Below are 18,340 nucleotides of genomic sequence, written 5' to 3'. Positions count from 1 at the left end.
AACCGCACACCCAAGCTTATATAATAGTAAGTTTACTAGAAAAAATGTAGCGAAGCAATGAACATTATCGCGCCCAATACCGGAATTCGCGTGAATGGGGGCCTTGGCGTTTGCTCTCTGCCGCCCGCTGCGCTACAATGCAAATAGCACCCGACCTATGTTCATACATATTTAAGGTATGCGGACCAAGAAGATTTTACGCGAGGATATTCCACCGATAACCTATAAGGAGTGAACAACTTGAACGAAGCCGCTTTGACACTGGAAGGCTGGTATGCGCTGCATGACTTCCGCTCACTGAACTGGACAGCCTGGACGGCAGCCGATGACGAGGAACGGGCAGTGGCCCTGGAGGAGCTGCATGCCTTCATGCAGGAGTGGGGACCTGTCGAGGAAGCGAAGGAGGGCAGCACTGCTGTCTATTCCATCGTGGGCCAGAAGGCTGATTTCGTGATGATGTTTCTGAGAGAGAGTCTGGAGGCGCTGAATGCGCTGGAGACCGCTTTTAACAAAATCGCCTTTGCCCAATATACTACGAAGGCTTATTCCTATGTAAGCATCGTTGAGCTCAGCAACTACGCCGCAGGAGGAAGTGCCGGTGACGGCAGCGATCCGATGCTGAACCCGCATGTCGCTGCCCGGCTGAAGCCTGTACTGCCGCAAATGAAGCATATCTGCTTCTACCCGATGAACAAGAAGCGTGAGCTTGCCGACAACTGGTACATGCTGGATATGGAGAAACGCCGGGAGCTGATGTATTCGCACGGCCTGATCGGACGCAGCTATGCCGGCAAGGTGAAGCAGATCATCACCGGCTCCGTCGGCTTCGATGACTGGGAGTGGGGCGTGACTCTGTTCGCCGAGGATGCCCTGCAGTTCAAGAAGCTCGTCTACGAGATGCGCTTCGATGAAGTCAGCGCCCGCTACGGAGAGTTCGGCCCCTTCTATGTCGGCAACCTGCTGAACGAAGAATCGTTCGAGGAGATGCTGAAGCTGTAACAGCATAAACGCAAATAGACCGCCACCTCAGCAGAGGTATGCGGTCTATTTCTTGACTACTTTTCCGAAAGCCGCCGCCCTTAAAAGCGGCTATTGCACCCGAGAGCCGCGCTTGCAGCACGGCTCTCTTTGCATTGTACGTCTTTTCTACTTCCACTTAGACCGAAGGTTCCTTATCGTCCTCTTCGTCTTCGTCCTCATCCCCGTCACGCAGACTCTCCAGATATTCAGCCGTCGCCCGGTCACGCGCGCGGCCCTTATCCTTCAGGCGTTCGATGGCCGGGAGAATGAGAATGTCGATTTCCTTCTGGATATTGTAGGCCAGATCATACCGCGTCTGATCCTCCAGATAAGAGCCTACCTCAATCAGAGCATTATAGCGGTCGAGCTCCTCGCGCGTCAGCAGTCCGCGTACTTGCACGCTGCAGTGGCGCATCTTAGAGGAATCTTCCTTTTTTGAGCACGAGCGGGATGCCGCCGATGATGAGCAGGTAGCGCATATCGACAACCTTCTTCAGTTGCGCTGCCTTCCAGCCTTTGTATGTCTTCTCGCCGACTACGGCAATTCCCTGGCCCTTACCAAGTGAAGCTACGGTCCCCTTGTTGCTGAAGGCGAATTTCTTCGGCTGCTGGCTGCGGATGGCCGCTACTAGATTATGCGCGCAGCATTCTCCCTGCTGCATGGCAATCTGTGCCGTCGGCGGGTAAGGACGCCCTTCCGGATTAATCATGAGGGAGCCGTCACCTATGATGAAGATGTTCTCATGTCCCGGAGCCCGCAGATATTCGTCTACCTTCACCCGTCCGCGCATCGCTTCAAAGCCGGCCGCCTCGATCAGACGGTTCCCGCGGATACCGCCGGTCCATACAATGGTGGAGGCCTTGATCTCTTCACCCGTGGCCAGAATCACGCCGCCAGGCAGGCATTCCTTGATCGCTACGCCCATCTTGAAGGTTACCCCCTTCTTGGTGAGTACGGTCATGGCATGCTCAACCAGCTCAGGCGCGAACCCCGGCAGAGCCGTAGGCGCAGCTTCTATATTATAGATGTTGACCATGCTTGGATCGACATCAAATTCTTTGCATAGTGCAGGAATCCGGTCAGCCAGCTCCGCAACAAATTCAATCCCGCTGAAGCCCGCACCGCCAATGACGAAGTTGATATGCTCCTGTGCATTATTCTCATTCTTGTATTTGGCGAACTGGTACTGGATATGCTCCCGGATCAGCCGCACAGAGTTGATACTGCGGATGGTCAGCGCATATTTGTCGAGTCCCGGAATCCCGAACGTTTCAGGCTCACCGCCAAGGGCAATCACGAGGTAATCATACGAGAGCGTTCCGTCCTCCAGAATAACCTTCTTCTGCTGGGTGCGAATCTCCTGCACCGAGGATTTGACAAGATCGATCTTGAACTCATCGATTAATTTGGAGATAGACACGCGTGTATGCTCGATGCTGTCCGTGCCCGCTGCAGGCATATGCAGATGGGTCGTGAAATAGTGATATTCATGGCGGTTAACTAGGGTTACATCGGCTTCATTATAATTCAAAGCTTTCTGCAGCCGCTGGGCGGTCAAAATCCCTCCATACCCCGCGCCTAGAATAACGATTTTGGGAATACTGCTCATGTTCCGGCTCCTTCCAACAGGTGAATCTGTCTATGTGTTATTTTTTGTAAAAAAATCAGGTTTCTTTTGTGAATTTATACACTTAAATTCAGAAGAATTTCCAATAAAACTTAAAGGATTTCTAAAATAACCATATCCATTGTAAACCTTAGTATCGTTTTAATCAAATATAATCATACAACAAAATGTCACACTTTTTCTTTGAAATCAAGACCTTTGCAGGCAGGTGCGACTATGTTTATAATGAGTAGGTACGCAAGTATGGCATTTTGAAACTATCAACTCGGAGGTGTAGTTTTACATGACATTAGAGCAAACCGTTCCTATGAGCGATCTGCTGATTATAGGCGGAGGACCAGCCGGTATGTTTGCCGCTTTTTACGGCGGTATGCGCCAGGCTTCAGTAACTCTTATTGAGAGTATGCCCCAACTCGGTGGGCAGCTTGCTGCTCTGTATCCTGAGAAATATATTTACGATGTCGCCGGCTTCCCTAAGGTCACCGCACAAGAGCTGGTGGATAACCTTGCCCGTCAGATGGAGCTGTTCCAGTCTGATATCCGTCTGGAGGAGAAGGTCGTATCGGTTGTGAAGCAGGGTGAGCGCCATTTCACCGTCACCACCGACAAGGCTGAATATCACAGCAAAGCCATTATCATCACGGGAGGCGTAGGCGCATTTGAGCCGCGGCGTCTGGAGGTGCCGGATGCACAGCGCTTCGAGAAAGCCAACCTGCATTATTTCGTAAATGATCTGAATGCTTATAAGGATAAAAAGGTGCTGATCAGCGGAGGCGGCGATTCCGCTGTGGACTGGGCGCTGATGCTGGAGCCGATCGCTGAACAGGTAACCCTGATTCACCGCCGCGATAAATTCCGTGCGCATGAGCATAGTGTGGAGAATCTGATGGCCTCTAAGGTAAATGTGATTACGCCGTCCGAGATTACGGAGCTTCACGGTGAAGAGTTCATTACCAAGGTCACCTTGTCCCATATCAAGACCAAGGAAACTCAAGAAATCGAAGTAGACAGCGTTATTGTCAATTTCGGCTTTGTCTCCTCTCTGGGCCCGATTGCCGAGTGGGGAATCGACATTGAGGGCAACTCTATTGTAGTTGACTCCCGCATGGAGACCAGCATTCCGGGAATCTTCGCCGCTGGCGATATCACGACTTATCCAGGCAAGCTGAAGCTGATCGCTGTAGGATTCGGAGAAGCGCCAACAGCAGTCAATAACGCCAAGGTGTATATTGATCCGGATGCGAAGCTGTCTCCGGGACACAGCAGTAACCTTAAGCTCTAGGTCGTCTATAACCTTATAGCCATAATAAAAGGGTATCCTTTCAGGTTGATTCCACCTCAACTTGAAAAGATACCCTATTCCTTGATGCTTGCGGTTTAAAGAAGTCCAATGCTGCAGGATGTGCTCTGATCTTTAATGCAGAACCGCATGGTCTGGAGAGTGTAAGTTCCGTTTGCGAATTTCAGCGAGAAGCAGGGCGATGAAATCATGCTCCAAATGCAGCTCTATCGCTCTGTGATAAGAGTCAAGCAGCATCTCATCCGACAATTCAACCATAACGTTCACCTACCTTTCCTTTATTTGGATCTGAATCTATCATAGCAAACTATCATTTTTCGAACAAGCGTTCTCATTATCCACAAGCTGCTGTGGAAATCCTGTGTATAATATGTGAGTAAGGGTTATAATGTCAGCAATTGCGCAGTGGACTATGGGGATAACAGTTATACACAGGGCTGAAACCTGACATCTCCACACAAAAACTTTTTTAGAATGTTCATAATTGGCTGGGATATTTCTTGTTGTATTACCTCAGAATCTAAACAACTAAACGCAATATTATCCTATTACTGTATTTATCGTCAAATATAAAAATTTTATTAATCATTTTGGTCTTGTATTTACTTCCAGAATCCAAATCTTCCCCCGATGATCTACAGCATAGTCGAAGCCCAGTTCACCGATCCCCGGAAAATGACGCTCCAGCAGCTCGATACAGACTAAAGTCAGCCTGCGCATCTCCGCCTTTTTGGATGAGGTCCCCACTCTTGGCAATGATCTTCGCAGTCCCTGGCGGCAGCTGACCATCGTACCTCCTTTGCAGAGATTCGTAACGAACAATCCCGGCCGGGCTACTCTCCCTACCATAGATCGGAACTCCCAGTGCTCGCCGTTCTTCACTACTTTGACCCGGTAATCAATCGGACGCCCGGAGATCCGTGCAAGGGAAATGCCCTGCTGGATCAAATATTTCCGTTTCACCTTGAATCTGTCCAGTGCCTGGCGCATGGAAGTAAAGTCTCCATAGATACGTGTGCTCTGCATATACGTGAAGCCATACCCTCTATGATCCCGGAACACCTTGATGACACCATATCCTCCTCCGCCTACAACCGGCTTGATGACAACATTGCCGTATCTTCCAAGCATCGCGGACAATCCGGCAGCACTATATTCCCGCGTTCTCGGAATGTAACCGGCAACCCGTGAATCGCTAAGCAGCGCCGCCGTCTTCAGCAGCTTGCTTGCCAGTTCTCTCCCCGCCATTATTTGCCCTCTCCTTTCGCATTCCCAGCCTACCCTATAGATTACTCACGAAGGGCCGTGCCCTCCTGTATGATTGTCCGTGGTATAGCAGGCCACAGCAAAAAAGGGCATATGGCTGCGGGGCCTTATGTCCCTGATTCATTTGACTGGAAAATCATTAAAATTCGTTGTATTATTGCCTGAAAGGGAGGGTTTCCTAATGGCTGAGTTTTTTGAAATCCTGTATTGGTTTGCGATGATCGGCATGTCTGTTGTACTGGCAGGAACGACAATACTCGTCTGTGCGCTTGGCTTCAAATTCATCAAGGACCGGCGCAGAGTGCTCGGTGCCGGCTGCATCGCCTTTTCCCTGGGGGCCTCCGCCCTGATCGTGTTCATGATTAACCTGAAATTTATTATCCCCGCCTGAAGCTTGTTCCCGGCAGCAGTGGCCCAGGAAGCGGATTGCGCGTTCCCCTGCCGTCATTGCTGCCTTCGGGCGGAACTCTTAAGCGTCCATTCTTACATGAATCATAGATTCGCTCCGTTACCATATTCTATGAAAATTGCGTCAGGCTGGCCTGTGCGGACAGACTGCTTCATTCGCTGAGCAGGTTCCGGCCTATTCCCCACTTTTTCGCTCCTCCCTCTCCTGCAAGACACTCCAATCTTTGAAATTTCCGTTCAGACAACAACTTTTTCACTTTATATCCGTAATATGTATGTACAATAAATTGGAAGACCTACTATTTTGAAAAAGGAGATTCTATCGTGTCGAAACCTGTGTACGGAAAACAGGCGGCTTCTGTCAAAGCTACGGACAAGCTTTCAGGGGCAGCTTGGATGCTTTGCGCTGCGTTCCTGCTGTTTTTTGGCTGGGCCGCTTTTCAGATCGGATTGTTCAACGGAATGACGGCGGATTTCGAGAAGCCCATTTATGTTGCCGCCTTATTAAGCTGCCTGCTCCTGCTGGCCGCTGCCGTCCTGTATTTCAGATCCTTCCGGCTGGAGGGACAGCGTGATCTGCTTACCGTAGCGGCCCTCCTGCTTCCCTTAACCTATGCGCTGTCGCTATTCGGCGCTGCTTCCCGGTATATGGCGATGAACATGCTGTTCACCCAGTTCACCTATGCCGCAGTCTTCATCATCAGCATCCTTCTGCTCCGGCACAAGCGGCTCAATTCCGCCGTCCAGCATGGTGTGCTTACCCTCGCTTACCTGATCGTAGGCTTTGGACTGCTCAACTGGCTCGGAAGCTGGAAGCTGGCTGGCAGTCTGGTGGGCTGGTTCTCGAAGACTGTATATAGCGGCAGGTATAGCGAAGCGGTAATGACCGACTCGAACGGGCTCCGCCTGACCTCCATTTTCCAGTATGCCAATACATATGCAGCCTTCCTGATGGCGTTTCTGTTCGTGGCCGTCTTCGCGCTGATCCGCTCCCGCAAATGGGCCGGACAGCTGTTGCACGGCTTCATGCTGGTGCCAATCATCGTCTCGCTGCTGCTTACCTTATCCCGTGGCGGACTCGTGCTGCTGCCGGTAGTATTCATCCTCCTGCTGCTCTTCCTGAAGCCTGTGCAGCAGATTCTATGGATTGTCCATCTTGCGATTGCCGGCCTATTCTCTCTGCTGATTACCAGCCCGGTCACACGGCTGGGTCTGGAGCTGAATACGGAGTTCACCTCGTCTGCCGCCCTTCAGGGCTGGGGATATCTGCTGGGAGCATCCGCTTGTGCGGCTGTGCTCTGCTTCTTAGTTCAGCGTTACCTGGCACCTTATCTGAGCCGCAAGCTTGACAGACTAGAATCACGCCGCATGAGCGGATTGTGGATTCCAGCCGTGTCTGTGGCTGGCGTCGCGATCATCGCCTTCCTGTTCATCGGCACCAGCGCGCGTAATATTCTCCCGGAGAATATCGGAACACGGCTGGAGAATATCAACTTCAGGCAGCACAGTGTCCTGGAGCGTTTTACCTTTTACGAGGATGCCATGAAGGTCGTCAAGGATTACCCGGTACTGGGCGCGGGCGGCGGCGGCTGGGCCACACTCTATGAGCATTATCAGAACAACCCTTACTTGAGCCGCCAGGTGCATAACTTCTTCCTGCAATATCTGATTGAGGTGGGCATTGTAGGCTTCCTGGTGTTCATGGGCTTCATCCTGTTTATCTTCTACAAATTCAGCAGACAGTACCTGAGACGGGAGACCGATGACTATAGCAACGGATTCTTCTATCTTATTATCGCCTTGTCGATTCTCGTTCACAGCCTGCTGGACTTCAACCTCAGTTTTGCCTTCATGGGTATGCTCGTATTCCTCGCTCTGGGGGGAATGGCCGTGGCCATGGAGAGCAAGCCGCTCCGTCTTCAGTGGAACAAGCTGTGGATCAGAGCGGGTTATTTCACAGTACTCGGAATCGGCACGGCCTATCTGCTCTTCCTGTCTCTGAGTTACATTCGTTCAAGCTCTGAAGCCAGTGCAGGCAAGAAGCTGATCCAAGTGAGCCAGTCCTATGAGGAGATCAAGGCCCCTTTCGTAAAAGCACTCAACATCCGCCCATACCACCCGGAATCCGCTGTGTACCTGTACCTGCTGGATCAGAAGGTGTATGAGCAGACCAAGAACGAGCAGTTCCTGGACGAGGCCTATGCGGTATTGACCCGTGCGCTGAAGGATGAGCCGTCCAACAAAGAGCTGCTGACCCAGCTCGCCAGCTACTATGATCTGAAGGGCGAGAGCGATGCGGCCTATCAGATCTATCTGGACAACGCGGACAAGTTCATGTGGGATATTAACTGGTATGCCGGTCTGATCAGCCGGTCCTCCCTCCTTGGACAGCAAGCTTACTCCAAGCAGGATGAAGCCGGGCAACAGACGTATTTCGCTTCCGCACTTGCTGCCTACAGACATGTAACGGACGGTATAGCGCATCTGAAAAGCCTCCCTCCTGAGCAGCTTCAGGGCCGTGAATTCTTCGTCACACCTACGATAGGTCTGAGCATTGCGAGAGTACAGCACCTGTCTGGAGACCAGGAGGACGCAGCCGCTGCACTGAAGCAGGGCTTTGCGGGCGGTTACGAGGATCTGACGGACAGCGGAAGCCTGTGGACGACCGCCTGGTACAGCGGAGTGATTGCCCGGTCCCAGGAGCTGGGAGCCGCAGCCCTGAAACGTTCGCAGGAAGCTGCGGCTGAGGGGAAGCTGGAGATCAGGGACCAGGAGACCCTTAACAAGCAGCGGTATTTCAAAACTGGCTTGGATGCTTATACTTACGCCGCCGCAGATCAGGATGCACAGCAGCAGGGCGTTAGCGTCACGCCGGAACTGCTGCTGAACACCGCGAAGATCCAATACATGTCGCAGGACATGCAGGCCGCAGAAGCTACACTGAAGCAAGGCCTTAGTGAGGACTACAGCAGCCCTGTTAACCGCGAGCTTGCGCGGTGGTTACTGGCAGTTCAGCAGCGGATGCAGAGCGCCCAGGATCAGGCGGTCTATCAGAAGCTGATCGCTGCTGACCCGGAAGAAGCGGCAAGAATTAATGAAGTGGCGGGAATGCCGCTGTAACCGCCATTCAAATAACAGTAAAGAGCGCCCAGCCGTTCAGGCAGGCGCTCTTTACTGTCTGCGGGGGCAGTGCTGCCATTTCATGGCTATCGCCCCCCTTTTTTGCTGGATTTTTTCTGTTTTTGGTTCTGTTGTATTTCCTACAATAGATACCTCTGAAATTCACCCAAAAAGACAATCTATTGCACTTTGTACAGTAGAATTTCAGTAATTAGGCATTCCCAAGCAAAAATCCAGAAATCAAATGTATCAAATACAGCAGATTGCATTTTAGTGTGAACTAAAGTGAAATCTATTGTATAAAATGGAATTAGAGTTGAAGATTTCCGGTCGCATTAGTCGCCATTAGCGAAAAACAATGAATGCAATATACTGCGCCGCTGTCAACGGTGCAGCCCCTTATACTCCTCCTCCAGAATCGAATATTGATAGGAGTCCATCCACTTCTCTTTATGGTACATATGTCCCCGCAGATGACCCTCGTAGATCATCCCGATCTTCTGCATCACCCGGGCCGAGCCAATATTCTCCGGGCGGCAGGTGGCATAGATGCGGTGCAGTCTAAGTTCATCAATGCCCCATTCCAGCAGCACAGCAGCAGCCTCACTCGCATAGCCCTGTCCCCAGTATAACCGGTTGAAGCAGTAGCCGATCTCCCCTTGCCCTGTTCCGGTAATATGCAGGCCGCAGCCGCCGATCAGCAGCCCGTTCTCCTTCAGAACTACCGCATACTCGAAGCCCTGGCGCGGCTCCTCCTGCTGCAATGTCAGCGTATGGCGGATATATTCGCGGGTATCCTCCAGTGAATTTGGCCCCCATATTGAATGTGTCACTACAGCCGGATCGGACGCATACTCATGTACCTGCCCTATATCCTCTGGAGTGAACTCTCTGATGATCAGACGTCTGGTCTCAAATTCCATATCTCTGTGGCCTCCTTACGCTTCTATTTGTCGAACAACCCTCTGCCAATCAAATTAGCTGTCACCGGCGGCTTGCCGATCTCCCGCGCCCATACCGAGAGCTGGCCGATATGATGGATCTCATGGGCGATCACATGCCTCATCACTTCCCCGTAGGGGTGGGGCTCGCGTTCCCCTTCATCCGTAATATCAACCATAATCCGGTCTTCCAGCTCATCCGACCAGCCGTAGACAAACGGAGCCAGCTCCGCATGGCAGCGGGCGGAGAAATCCTGCACAAGCTCCAGGCTGGCGATTTCCCCGAATGCTGGAATTTCAATGGCTCTCTCCTGAATGCCGCCGCAGATCCAGCCGTATTCAACCGCTACAATGTGATACAACGTGGGCAGGATATAGCCTAAGCCCCCGGTGTGCGGCTTCATCAATTCGTCCCTGTCCACCCCGCTGCACCAGTTGAACCAATCCTGGCGTACTTGCCAGTTATACTCAAATAGCTTCTGCATCCGCCGCCTCCATTCTCCATATATTCCCTTACTCCATTCTTGTGTCACACTTTAACATAAAACAGGACAGGCCTGCTACCGCTAATTGCGGCAACAGCCTGTCCCCTAAGCTTATCCTGCATTTATTCAAACACGTACTCGCCTTCGCCAACAGTCAGCGTCTGTCCCTTCAGCTGAGGGGAGTCCGTGCGGAACATGATCCGGCTGAGCCGGTTCTCCTCCCCTGGCGTGAATTCAAACGTCTGGTCTCCGGCCTTAAGGCTGTAGCTGCCATTCGAACCATCCGCAGGTGCGCTCACCGGAAGACCAAACAGTTCACTCCAGTGGCTGGCGGCAGCGGCCGGATCGCTGACCCGGAAGCCTGCACTGACGACCTCCACCTGGCCTGCAGGGTGAGGACGGTTGATTCCCGCACTGTTCAGACTAGCCAGCCGCTGCTCATCCCTCTCGTTCCACTGAATAATGAACGGATAGGGCAGTCCCTGGAAGTCACCGTCAATGGTCATCATCCGCCATTCGATCAACCGGCCCTGATCATCCAGACGGCGGCCGTCAATGACCGGCGACAATAACAAACCCGCTTGCCTCAGCGTTGCCTCAACAGCTTCAATATCATCCGTGCGCAGCACCACCCGGCTAAGCACTTCATGCTCCGGCAAAAGCGTGACGGCATCTCTCACCACCACATTATGCTTGGTCGCCCGTGCCAGCTCCAGGTTCTCGATGCCGAGGAACTCCAGGTAGGTGAGCCCGAAATAACTGAGGGCATTATACGTTCCCCAATCCTTATGCGATCCGCCCCGGAAGGCTGTTAGTCCATGCTCCGCGAAGAGCTGAACCGGCTGGTCCAGATCATTCACATAATGTACAAGGTGATCCCATTTCAGTACGGCCATTACTTCTTCACTCCCAGCTCCGTGGTCCGCTTCACCGCGGCCAGTACACTCCGCTGCAACCCGGCAGCGAAATCACTGTTGTTCAGCTCATACAAGCCGTGCATACCGACGCCGCCAGGCGAGTTGTTGATGTCCAGCAGTTGTCTTGGATGCAGTCCGGTCTGTTGCAGCATAGCCACCGCTCCCAGCATATTTTCCAGCGCCACCTTCCAGGCTTGCTCCCGCGGCAGTCCGGCCAGAACGCCGGCATCCGTGAACGACTCAATGAAATAATAGATGTAGTTCGGTCCGGCTACCCCGAAGCCTGTGAAGATATCAATATAGGATTCCTCCAGAACCTGCACCTTGCCGAAGCCCAGTAGAAATGCTTCTACCTGCTCCAGATAAGCGGCAGCATTCAGAGCTACACCGCTGTATCCATAACCGGTATCGGTCAAGGTATTCGGGATCACCCGGACAATCGGACGTTCTGCTCCGAAATAATCTCCAAGCTGGGCAATCGTTACCCCCGCTACAATCGATACAATGACAGCAGCCGGTGCAGCATATTCCTTGACCTGTGCTCCAAGTGCAGCCAGATCATCCTGCGGCCGGACCGCAATAACGATCAGTTCGGCGGCGGAGAGGGCCTCTTGCTGCGTACTCTCCGTGACTACGTTATATTTGCTTTTTAATAGCTGAAGCCGTCCCTCATGAATATCCGCTACACTAATCTGTCCGGCAGCCAGCGTGCCGCCTGCCAGGCAGGCCCGGATGATCGCTTCCGCCATCTGCCCGCCGCCAATGAAATGAATCTTGCCTTTTGACACTTCCATTCACTCCCTGATTAGATTAGTTATTGGCCCAAGCCTCCGGCAGAATGAACCCGGCATATTTCTCCTGTCCCAAGATGTATTCCTCGAACTCCTTGGATTCATACGCAGCCTTCAGATCCTTGGCCCACTGGGTATCCTGGTCCTTCTTGTTCACCGATACGATGATTCTGTGCTGCATAGGCGTATTCTCAATCTTCAGCGCATCTGTAATCTTGCGGTCGGGAGCGTTAGCGATATAATTTCCGTTCACTACACCATAATCAACGTCCTGCAGCGAGACCAGAATCTGCGCCGGGTCCAGCACTTTCAGGTCAATCTTGAACTTGTCCGGCTCCACGCTGTTCACATTGAAGTCCGCTACCCCGGCGCCCTCTTTGATCTTGACCCAACCCAGCTCCTCTAGAATCCGCAGCGCGCGCTCCTGATTAACCGGGTCGTTCGGAATCGCTACCGTAGTGCCGTCCTTCACATCGTCAAGCGTCGTGTGGTTAACCGAGTACAGCCCCTGCGGTGCACCTGGAACATAAGCAATACCTACCATATCGGCGCTAATTTCCTTATTGATCGCATCCATATAGGCCGTACTCTGGAAGATACTCGCGTCAATCGAGCCTTCCTTCATGGCCGGGTTGACCTGCATATTCTGCGAGAAGGTTTTGATATCTACAGTATACCCTTTTCCTTCCAGGATCGGGAGAATGGATTGCCGGAACTGCTCCTCATACGTACCTACGCCGAATCCGACTGTGATTTCCTTTTTGTCCCCGGAGCTTGCCGCTTCCTTATTGTTACCGCAAGCCGCCAGCACCGCCATCGAACTAATCAGTAGAACCGCCAGTAATTTCCTCATCACTCTCATCCCCTATCCTAATACTGTGTTTTTAAAATGCACTAATGCCTCGTCTGTAACCGTCAGCGGAATGGCGCAGTTGGGCGACAGAATAAACGGCTGCCCCTTCATCTTGGCCAAGGCTTCCTTAGCCTGCTGTTGAATCTGCTCCAGATGATTTCCGGCAAACAGCCCATGATCCACTCCGCCCACCTTCGTAGCCTTGAGATCGGCGTCCAGCCCGGGATTGCCTTCGGCTACCGTATCCCAGCTAATCCCGTCAATCCGGTAATCATTGAATTTCGCAGGCTGGGCATGAGCACCGCAGGTATGTAAAATATTCTTGCCATAGCCCGCCGCCTCCAGCACGATGGAATCATATGGTCTCGACAGCTCATCGAACATCGCTTCATCGAATAAGCCGGGGTGGGCTGTGCCTGTCACCGCATAGAACAGTCCATCTGATCCCGCCTGCCGCAGCTCCTGCACATAATCGGCCAAGGTTAAGGCAATCGCATGCAGGGCATGATGCGCAGCGGCACGGTGTTCCTTGAAGAGCGATTCCAGCGTCACCGGCTGCTCAATCCCGAATACGGTCTCCGTAACATAAGCAGAACGTCCTACTATGAACAGCAATACCGTGAGCGGTGAGAAGACCGTCTGAATCAGCGGCGTATCCGGCAAGCCCTGGCGGATCTTCCTTACCGCCTCCAGATGCTCCAGCAGCGAAGGGGTTTGCGCGGCTTTTTTCACCTCAAGATTCCAGAGATTCGCGGCTGCCGGAACTGCCGTAGTCAGCTGTCTCGGAAATACCGTCCGGTAATCTGCGAAGTTATACTCATTTCCCCAGGCTTCCGCCAGATAGGTCGCTCTCGGGTTGATTTTCACCCAGTCCCAATCATATTTCTCCGTAAAAGATATCGTAGACGACGCCAAGTCCTCAGCGTTCTGCTCCTTGTCAATAAAGTGGCGCCATCCGCTGACCATCGGACGGTCCGCAAGTTCCCCGGATAAGATCGCCTGAAAACGCTCCTGCTTGCTCCATACACTCATCTGCCTATCCCCTTTGTCTCGTAATCTCTAGTAACGGCGAATCTTGCGCGCCAATGTGTTGCCCAGGGACTGAATCCCCTGCACCAGAATGATCAGAATAATGACCGTCGCGAACATGACCACCTCGTCAAAACGCTGATAACCGTACACGATTGCCAAGTCGCCGACCCCTCCGCCGCCTACTGCCCCGGCCATTGCCGTAGCCCCGATCAGCCCGATCGTCGCTGTGGTCAGGGAGAGAATTAACGAGCCCACCGCTTCCGGCAGCAGAAAATACCATATCACCTGCAGTGGTGTTGCGCCCATCGCTTCCGCAGCTTCGAGAATGCCCGGATTCACTTCCAGCAGCGAATTCTCGACCAGCCGTGCGATATAGGGTGCGATATAGATAATCAGCGGAACAATTGCGGCACTGGTCCCAATCGAAGTATGAACAATTGCTCTTGTTAACGGAATAATGGCAAATAGCAGAATAATAAACGGAACTGAACGGATGACGTTAATTAAGGGATTCAGTAATGTATACAGCCACTTGCTCTCCAGAACGCCGCCCGGACGGGTAATGACTAGCAGGATGCCCAGCGGAATACCCAGCAGCGAGCCGATGAATAGCGACACGCCTACCATCTGAATCGTTTCAATAATCGCCTTCAGGAATTGCTCACTTGTGATCGATGTCGAGAACATAGGACTTCACCTCCTCTACCCGTACCTCATGCTGCTTCATGTAATTCAAGGCCGCTTCCATCTGTGCCGGATCACCTTGCAGTTGAACGATAATCGTACCGAGCGTCGTCTCTTGAATCTCTGTCGTATTCGCAAACAGGATGTTAACCTTAACGCCATAAGAGCGGATGATCTCATACAGCACAGGCTCAGAAGCACTCTCCCCGGCAAAATTCAGCTTATACACCCGGCTCCCCTGCTCTGTCTTCAGAGTTCTGCGGACGCTTGTGGTCATGCTGTTCTGAATGACTGTTTTGACGAAATTCTGCGTCGTCTGATGCTTCGGTTCTCCGAACACATCCAGCACGCTGCCCTGCTCTATAATCCGTCCCTCTTCCATTACGGCTACCTTGTTGCAGATCTCCTGAATCACCGACATCTCATGCGTGATGATCATCACGGTAATGTTGTATTCCGCGTTGATCCGCTTGAGCAGCTGCAGGATGGACTGTGTCGTCTGCGGATCCAGAGCGGAAGTAGCTTCATCGCACAATAGTATGGAAGGGTTCGAGGCAAGCGCCCGGGCAATCCCGACCCGCTGCTTCTGTCCCCCTGACAGCTCGCTCGGATAGCTTCCAGCCTTGTCGCTTAGCCCGACGAAATCGAGCAGCTCCTCCACCCGCTTACGGATTTCCGCCTTGCTCTTTTTCAGCAGGACGAGTGGAATGGCCACATTGTCGAACACCTTTTTGGACTCCAGCAGGTTAAAATGCTGAAAAATCATGCCGATGTTTTTCTTGGCTGCCCGCAGCTCTTTGTCGCTGTACGCGCCCAGATCGTACCCGTCCACCAGCACCTGGCCCTCAGACGGCCGTTCCAGGTAATTGACCAGTCGGATTAACGTGCTTTTTCCGGCTCCGCTGTAGCCGATGACTCCGAAGATATCGCCCTTTTCCACCTTCAGGCTAATCCCCTTCAGCGCTTCAATCTTCACCTCTTTGCGGGTGAACGTCTTGTACACATTCCGTAGTTCAATCATAGTTGTTCCCCTCAATCATCTGGTAAATTTAGGACTCAGGATTCAAGCCTGCTGCTTCAGCTTCGCCAGCGCCTCTTCTGCCAGGAGAGCGAAATACTTGGCTGCCGGCAGGATGGCCGCCTCATCGACATCGAAGCGGGGATGATGCAGCGCATGGTTCGGGCCGGTTCCGATGTTCACAAAAGCACCCGGGATCTGCTGCAAATAATAGGCGAAATCCTCTCCGCCCATCTGCGGCGGAATATCGTGTACCTCATAGCCTGATTGTGCCGCGACCTCTTTGGTGAAATCTGTCCATGCTCCGTGATTGACCGTAGCGGGCGGGCCGGGATACCAGTGCAGCTTCGCCTCTGCTCCGGCTGCGGCTGCAATCCCTTCTATGATCCGCGTCATTTGGGCCGGGATGCTGCTGCGGATCTCTTCGTTATACGTACGTACTGTACCTTCCAGCTCCACCTTCTCCGGCAGGACATTCCAGGTGAAGCCCCCGTTGATCCGGGTCACACTGAGCACGACCGGCTCCTGCGTGTTATTCAGGCGGCTGACTACGGTTTGCAGCATCGTAATGATCTGAGCGGCGGTAACAATGGTGTCTACCCCTTTCTCAGGTGTAGCAGCGTGAGCGCCGACCCCTTGCACCGTAATCTCAAAGCGATCCACCCCCGCCGTTAAAGCTCCCGTTCTTGTGCCGAACGCCCCGTTAGGCAGGTCCGGTGAATTATGTAATCCGAAGATGGCCTCCACCCCGCTTAGCCCGCCGGATGCCAGTACATCCTCCGCACCGTGTCCCGTCTCTTCAGCCGGCTGGAACAGGATTCTGACCTTGCCCGGCAGTTCATGCTCACGCTGCTTCAGCAGGCTCGCCGCACCCAGGATGACAGCGGTGTGGAAGTCATGGCCGCAGGCATGCATGGCTCCCGGAATCTCTGATGCGAACGGCAGGCCCGTCTGCTCCTCAATCGGCAGGGCATCGATATCGCAACGGATCGCTACTATGCTGCCATCACCTTGCCCCACCTCTGCGATCAGCCCGGTCTTCAGAGGAAGGTCCAGCACACGTATCCCCGCTTCAGTCAGCCATTTACGCAGCTTCTCCGTGGTTCTGTACTCCTGATTGCTAAGCTCCGGTTCACGGTGCAGGTTCCTCCGCACTTCGGTTAGCCGGGCTGCCAGTGCTTCTTCCGTCTCATGCTGTGGTCTCATATTCCTGTTCTTCCCCCTTCATTCCGTATGTTCAATTCCTCTAATCCGCTCCAGTGCAGTCGCGAGGCTGCTTAAGATATGCTCCCGCATCGCCCGCTCCGCCCCCTCCTCATCCCTGGCTACAATCCTCTGCAGAATCACAAGATGCTCCTCATCCGCCTGCGTATTCCAGTCCCCGTGCAGAGAGACATAACGACAATACCGGAGGGAACGGTCTCTTAGCTGGTTCAGCACCTTCTCAAAAGTCTTCAGCGCGCTGATCTCCCACAAGTAATCATGGAATTCGAAGCCATAGGATACCACATCCTGCTGATCCCCCATCTGGAAGGATTGCTTCAGCTTCTCCAGAATCAGCGTTAACCGCTGAATATCCTTGATGGTAGCGTTTCTGGCAGCGCTTCTGGCGATATGGCCTTCAAGCATACTGCGGATCTGGAAGATCTCTTCGACCTCCTTAATCGTTAAAGGGGCTACCCGCAGCCTGCCGTTGGGCTGGCGCACCAGGAAATCCTCGTTCTCCAGCCGCTGAATCGCTTCCCGTAACGGAGTCCGGCTGACCCCGAGCAGTGCCGCCAGGCTCTCTTCGTTAACCGCCTGATCCGGCTCCAGCTCGCTATCTATTATTTTTTGCTTAAGTGCATAGTAGGTATTATCCTTCGACAATCTTCGTGAACGCATTTCCATAGATTTCATTGCTCCTCGCTACTCATTTGCGGGTCGCCCGGTCAACTGTATAATTGTATACAATTATTAAAGATGAAAGATATTCAAGATAAAATGAAAGTATCAGTTGAAAATCTCTCTGTGCAATCAAGCTTTTTTCATACTATAATCCTATTAATCCCACTAGTCAAGTATGTTTTATAGGGGAATTGCGAATCGACACTAAAATTGGACAAATAAATAACCCTCCTACACCTAATAGGTGTGGAGGGCTATTCACCTTACTAAAGTTCAAATACTATCTCATCACTTGCCTCACCCATCTTGAACGGGTGACTGTATTCTTTGAACCTAAATTGAATTCCTGAAATCTCATCAGGTAATGGCGGAGAGACTACATATTTGTATGATGCATGGTCCGATCCGCTTCCACCATTAATCATTCGGCAGTCATATTGGTCATTAATATATAGTTCGTAATGGCTATGCTGATGAGAATTGGAGTCCATTTTCGGCTCATCGTCCCAATCTATATTTAGTGTTAATACACTTGCATTGGTGTATTGTCGTAAGGACGTTAGAGTATAGAAACGCTCCCCTTCCACGACTGATTTCAGAATTGCAATGTGTTGTCTAAATCCTGCGGGTTCGATCATTGGTTTAAATTGTTTTTCATTCATCATACTTGAGAATAAGGAGTTTAGGAAATCTTCATAGAGTTCAAAGGCTTCTGACCATTTAGTAATATACTCCAACGGAGGAAATCCTGGATTATTATCCGAGACCTCCTTTCTCTTCTTGATCAAAGAGCAAATTTCTTTATCGATATCCATAATCCGTTCATCATAATGCTCTGTTGGGCGTTCAAATGGCATTCGTATCATTTTTATCCTCCTCACAGCTCCATTAATTATTTCATCACCATATTTTAACATATAATGGTTTAAGTCAACATAAAAAACCTCCTAATTAAGTACAGTTTGCACCATACACAATTAAGAGGTCTAG

General features: G+C 52.0%; 19 protein-coding genes. 4 read left to right on the top strand and 15 right to left on the bottom strand.

What is annotated here, in order from left to right; translation table 11 throughout:
• Positions 1-240 precede the first annotated feature (240 nt).
• Entirely contained in the window at positions 241-999 is a 759-nt protein-coding gene (gene hemQ / locus MHH78_RS08315; protein ID WP_036721960.1) for a hydrogen peroxide-dependent heme synthase, read from the top strand.
• 157 nt (positions 1,000-1,156) lie between these two features.
• Here hemQ and MHH78_RS08310 read toward each other — a convergent pair whose 3' ends face one another.
• Positions 1,157-1,435 carry a hypothetical protein gene (locus MHH78_RS08310; RefSeq protein WP_076081643.1) on the bottom strand — a complete coding sequence of 93 codons (279 nt, stop codon included), beginning with the start codon at positions 1,433-1,435 and terminating at the stop codon, positions 1,157-1,159.
• 1 nt (position 1,436) lies between these two features.
• Positions 1,437-2,630 (bottom strand): NAD(P)/FAD-dependent oxidoreductase, encoded by a 1,194-nt coding sequence (locus MHH78_RS08305; protein ID WP_036701637.1) that lies wholly within the window; start codon positions 2,628-2,630, stop codon positions 1,437-1,439.
• Positions 2,631-2,931: 301 nt separating this feature from the next.
• Here MHH78_RS08305 and MHH78_RS08300 point away from each other — a divergent pair, with 301 nt between their 5' ends.
• On the top strand, positions 2,932-3,930 hold the full coding sequence (locus MHH78_RS08300) for an NAD(P)/FAD-dependent oxidoreductase (RefSeq protein WP_341167105.1): 999 nt from the start codon (positions 2,932-2,934) through the stop codon (positions 3,928-3,930).
• 132 nt (positions 3,931-4,062) lie between these two features.
• Here the strand turns inward: MHH78_RS08300 and MHH78_RS08295 are convergent, their stop codons facing one another.
• Complete coding sequence (locus MHH78_RS08295; RefSeq protein WP_036721967.1) at positions 4,063-4,206, bottom strand: sporulation histidine kinase inhibitor Sda; 144 nt, start codon at positions 4,204-4,206, stop codon at positions 4,063-4,065.
• Positions 4,207-4,533: 327 nt separating this feature from the next.
• Entirely contained in the window at positions 4,534-5,196 is a 663-nt protein-coding gene (locus MHH78_RS08290) for a YheC/YheD family protein (protein WP_341167104.1), read from the bottom strand.
• A 199-nt stretch (positions 5,197-5,395) separates the two neighbouring features.
• On the opposite strand from MHH78_RS08290, the gene MHH78_RS08285 reads away from it, so the two are divergent.
• Both MHH78_RS08285 and MHH78_RS08280 read left to right on the top strand, forming a co-directional pair.
• Positions 5,396-5,605, top strand: a complete 210-nt coding sequence (locus tag MHH78_RS08285) for a hypothetical protein (RefSeq protein WP_036701644.1) — start codon at positions 5,396-5,398, stop codon at positions 5,603-5,605.
• 341 nt (positions 5,606-5,946) lie between these two features.
• On the top strand, positions 5,947-8,742 hold the full coding sequence (locus tag MHH78_RS08280) for an O-antigen ligase family protein (protein ID WP_341167103.1): 2,796 nt from the start codon (positions 5,947-5,949) through the stop codon (positions 8,740-8,742).
• Positions 8,743-9,125: 383 nt separating this feature from the next.
• Here MHH78_RS08280 and MHH78_RS08275 read toward each other — a convergent pair whose 3' ends face one another.
• The 11 genes from MHH78_RS08275 to MHH78_RS08225 all read right to left on the bottom strand — a co-directional run bounded on the left by MHH78_RS08275 (position 9,126) and on the right by MHH78_RS08225 (position 18,216).
• Positions 9,126-9,665: a GNAT family N-acetyltransferase gene (locus tag MHH78_RS08275; protein WP_341167102.1), complete on the bottom strand. Its 540-nt coding sequence runs from the start codon at positions 9,663-9,665 to the stop codon at positions 9,126-9,128.
• A 23-nt stretch (positions 9,666-9,688) separates the two neighbouring features.
• The gene (locus tag MHH78_RS08270; protein WP_341167101.1) at positions 9,689-10,168 is read right to left on the bottom strand and encodes a DinB family protein; all 480 of its coding nucleotides are present in this window, start codon (positions 10,166-10,168) and stop codon (positions 9,689-9,691) included.
• Positions 10,169-10,290: 122 nt separating this feature from the next.
• Positions 10,291-11,064 carry a VOC family protein gene (locus tag MHH78_RS08265; protein WP_341167100.1) on the bottom strand — a complete coding sequence of 258 codons (774 nt, stop codon included), beginning with the start codon at positions 11,062-11,064 and terminating at the stop codon, positions 10,291-10,293.
• Positions 11,064-11,879 (bottom strand): pyrroline-5-carboxylate reductase, encoded by an 816-nt coding sequence (gene proC, locus MHH78_RS08260; protein ID WP_341167099.1) that lies wholly within the window; start codon positions 11,877-11,879, stop codon positions 11,064-11,066. Before proC ends, MHH78_RS08265 begins: the two co-directional genes overlap by 1 nt.
• Positions 11,880-11,895: 16 nt before the next feature.
• Positions 11,896-12,729, bottom strand: coding sequence for a MetQ/NlpA family ABC transporter substrate-binding protein (locus MHH78_RS08255; protein WP_341167098.1), 834 nt, complete (start codon positions 12,727-12,729; stop codon positions 11,896-11,898).
• A gap of 12 nt (positions 12,730-12,741) precedes the next feature.
• Complete coding sequence (locus MHH78_RS08250; protein ID WP_341167097.1) at positions 12,742-13,761, bottom strand: uroporphyrinogen decarboxylase family protein; 1,020 nt, start codon at positions 13,759-13,761, stop codon at positions 12,742-12,744.
• Positions 13,762-13,788: 27 nt separating this feature from the next.
• The gene (locus MHH78_RS08245) at positions 13,789-14,448 is read right to left on the bottom strand and encodes a methionine ABC transporter permease (protein ID WP_076081622.1); all 660 of its coding nucleotides are present in this window, start codon (positions 14,446-14,448) and stop codon (positions 13,789-13,791) included.
• A complete protein-coding gene (locus MHH78_RS08240; protein ID WP_341167096.1) occupies positions 14,423-15,466 on the bottom strand; it encodes a methionine ABC transporter ATP-binding protein in 1,044 nt (347 codons plus the stop codon). The genes MHH78_RS08245 and MHH78_RS08240 overlap by 26 nt, the downstream gene beginning before the upstream one ends.
• A gap of 42 nt (positions 15,467-15,508) precedes the next feature.
• Positions 15,509-16,669, bottom strand: a complete 1,161-nt coding sequence (locus MHH78_RS08235; RefSeq protein WP_341167095.1) for an amidohydrolase — start codon at positions 16,667-16,669, stop codon at positions 15,509-15,511.
• Positions 16,670-16,687: 18 nt separating this feature from the next.
• A complete protein-coding gene (locus MHH78_RS08230; RefSeq protein WP_341167094.1) occupies positions 16,688-17,353 on the bottom strand; it encodes a GntR family transcriptional regulator in 666 nt (221 codons plus the stop codon).
• 263 nt (positions 17,354-17,616) lie between these two features.
• Entirely contained in the window at positions 17,617-18,216 is a 600-nt protein-coding gene (locus MHH78_RS08225) for a hypothetical protein (RefSeq protein ID WP_341167093.1), read from the bottom strand.
• Positions 18,217-18,340 lie beyond the last annotated feature (124 nt).

The sequence above is a fragment of the Paenibacillus sp. FSL H3-0333 genome, from assembly GCF_038002805.1.
In the GTDB taxonomy this organism is placed as follows: Bacteria; Bacillota; Bacilli; order Paenibacillales; family Paenibacillaceae; genus Paenibacillus_AQ; species Paenibacillus_AQ silagei.
The sequence above is the reverse complement of the archived record's forward strand: the minus strand, read 5'-3'. Positions and strand labels throughout refer to the sequence as shown.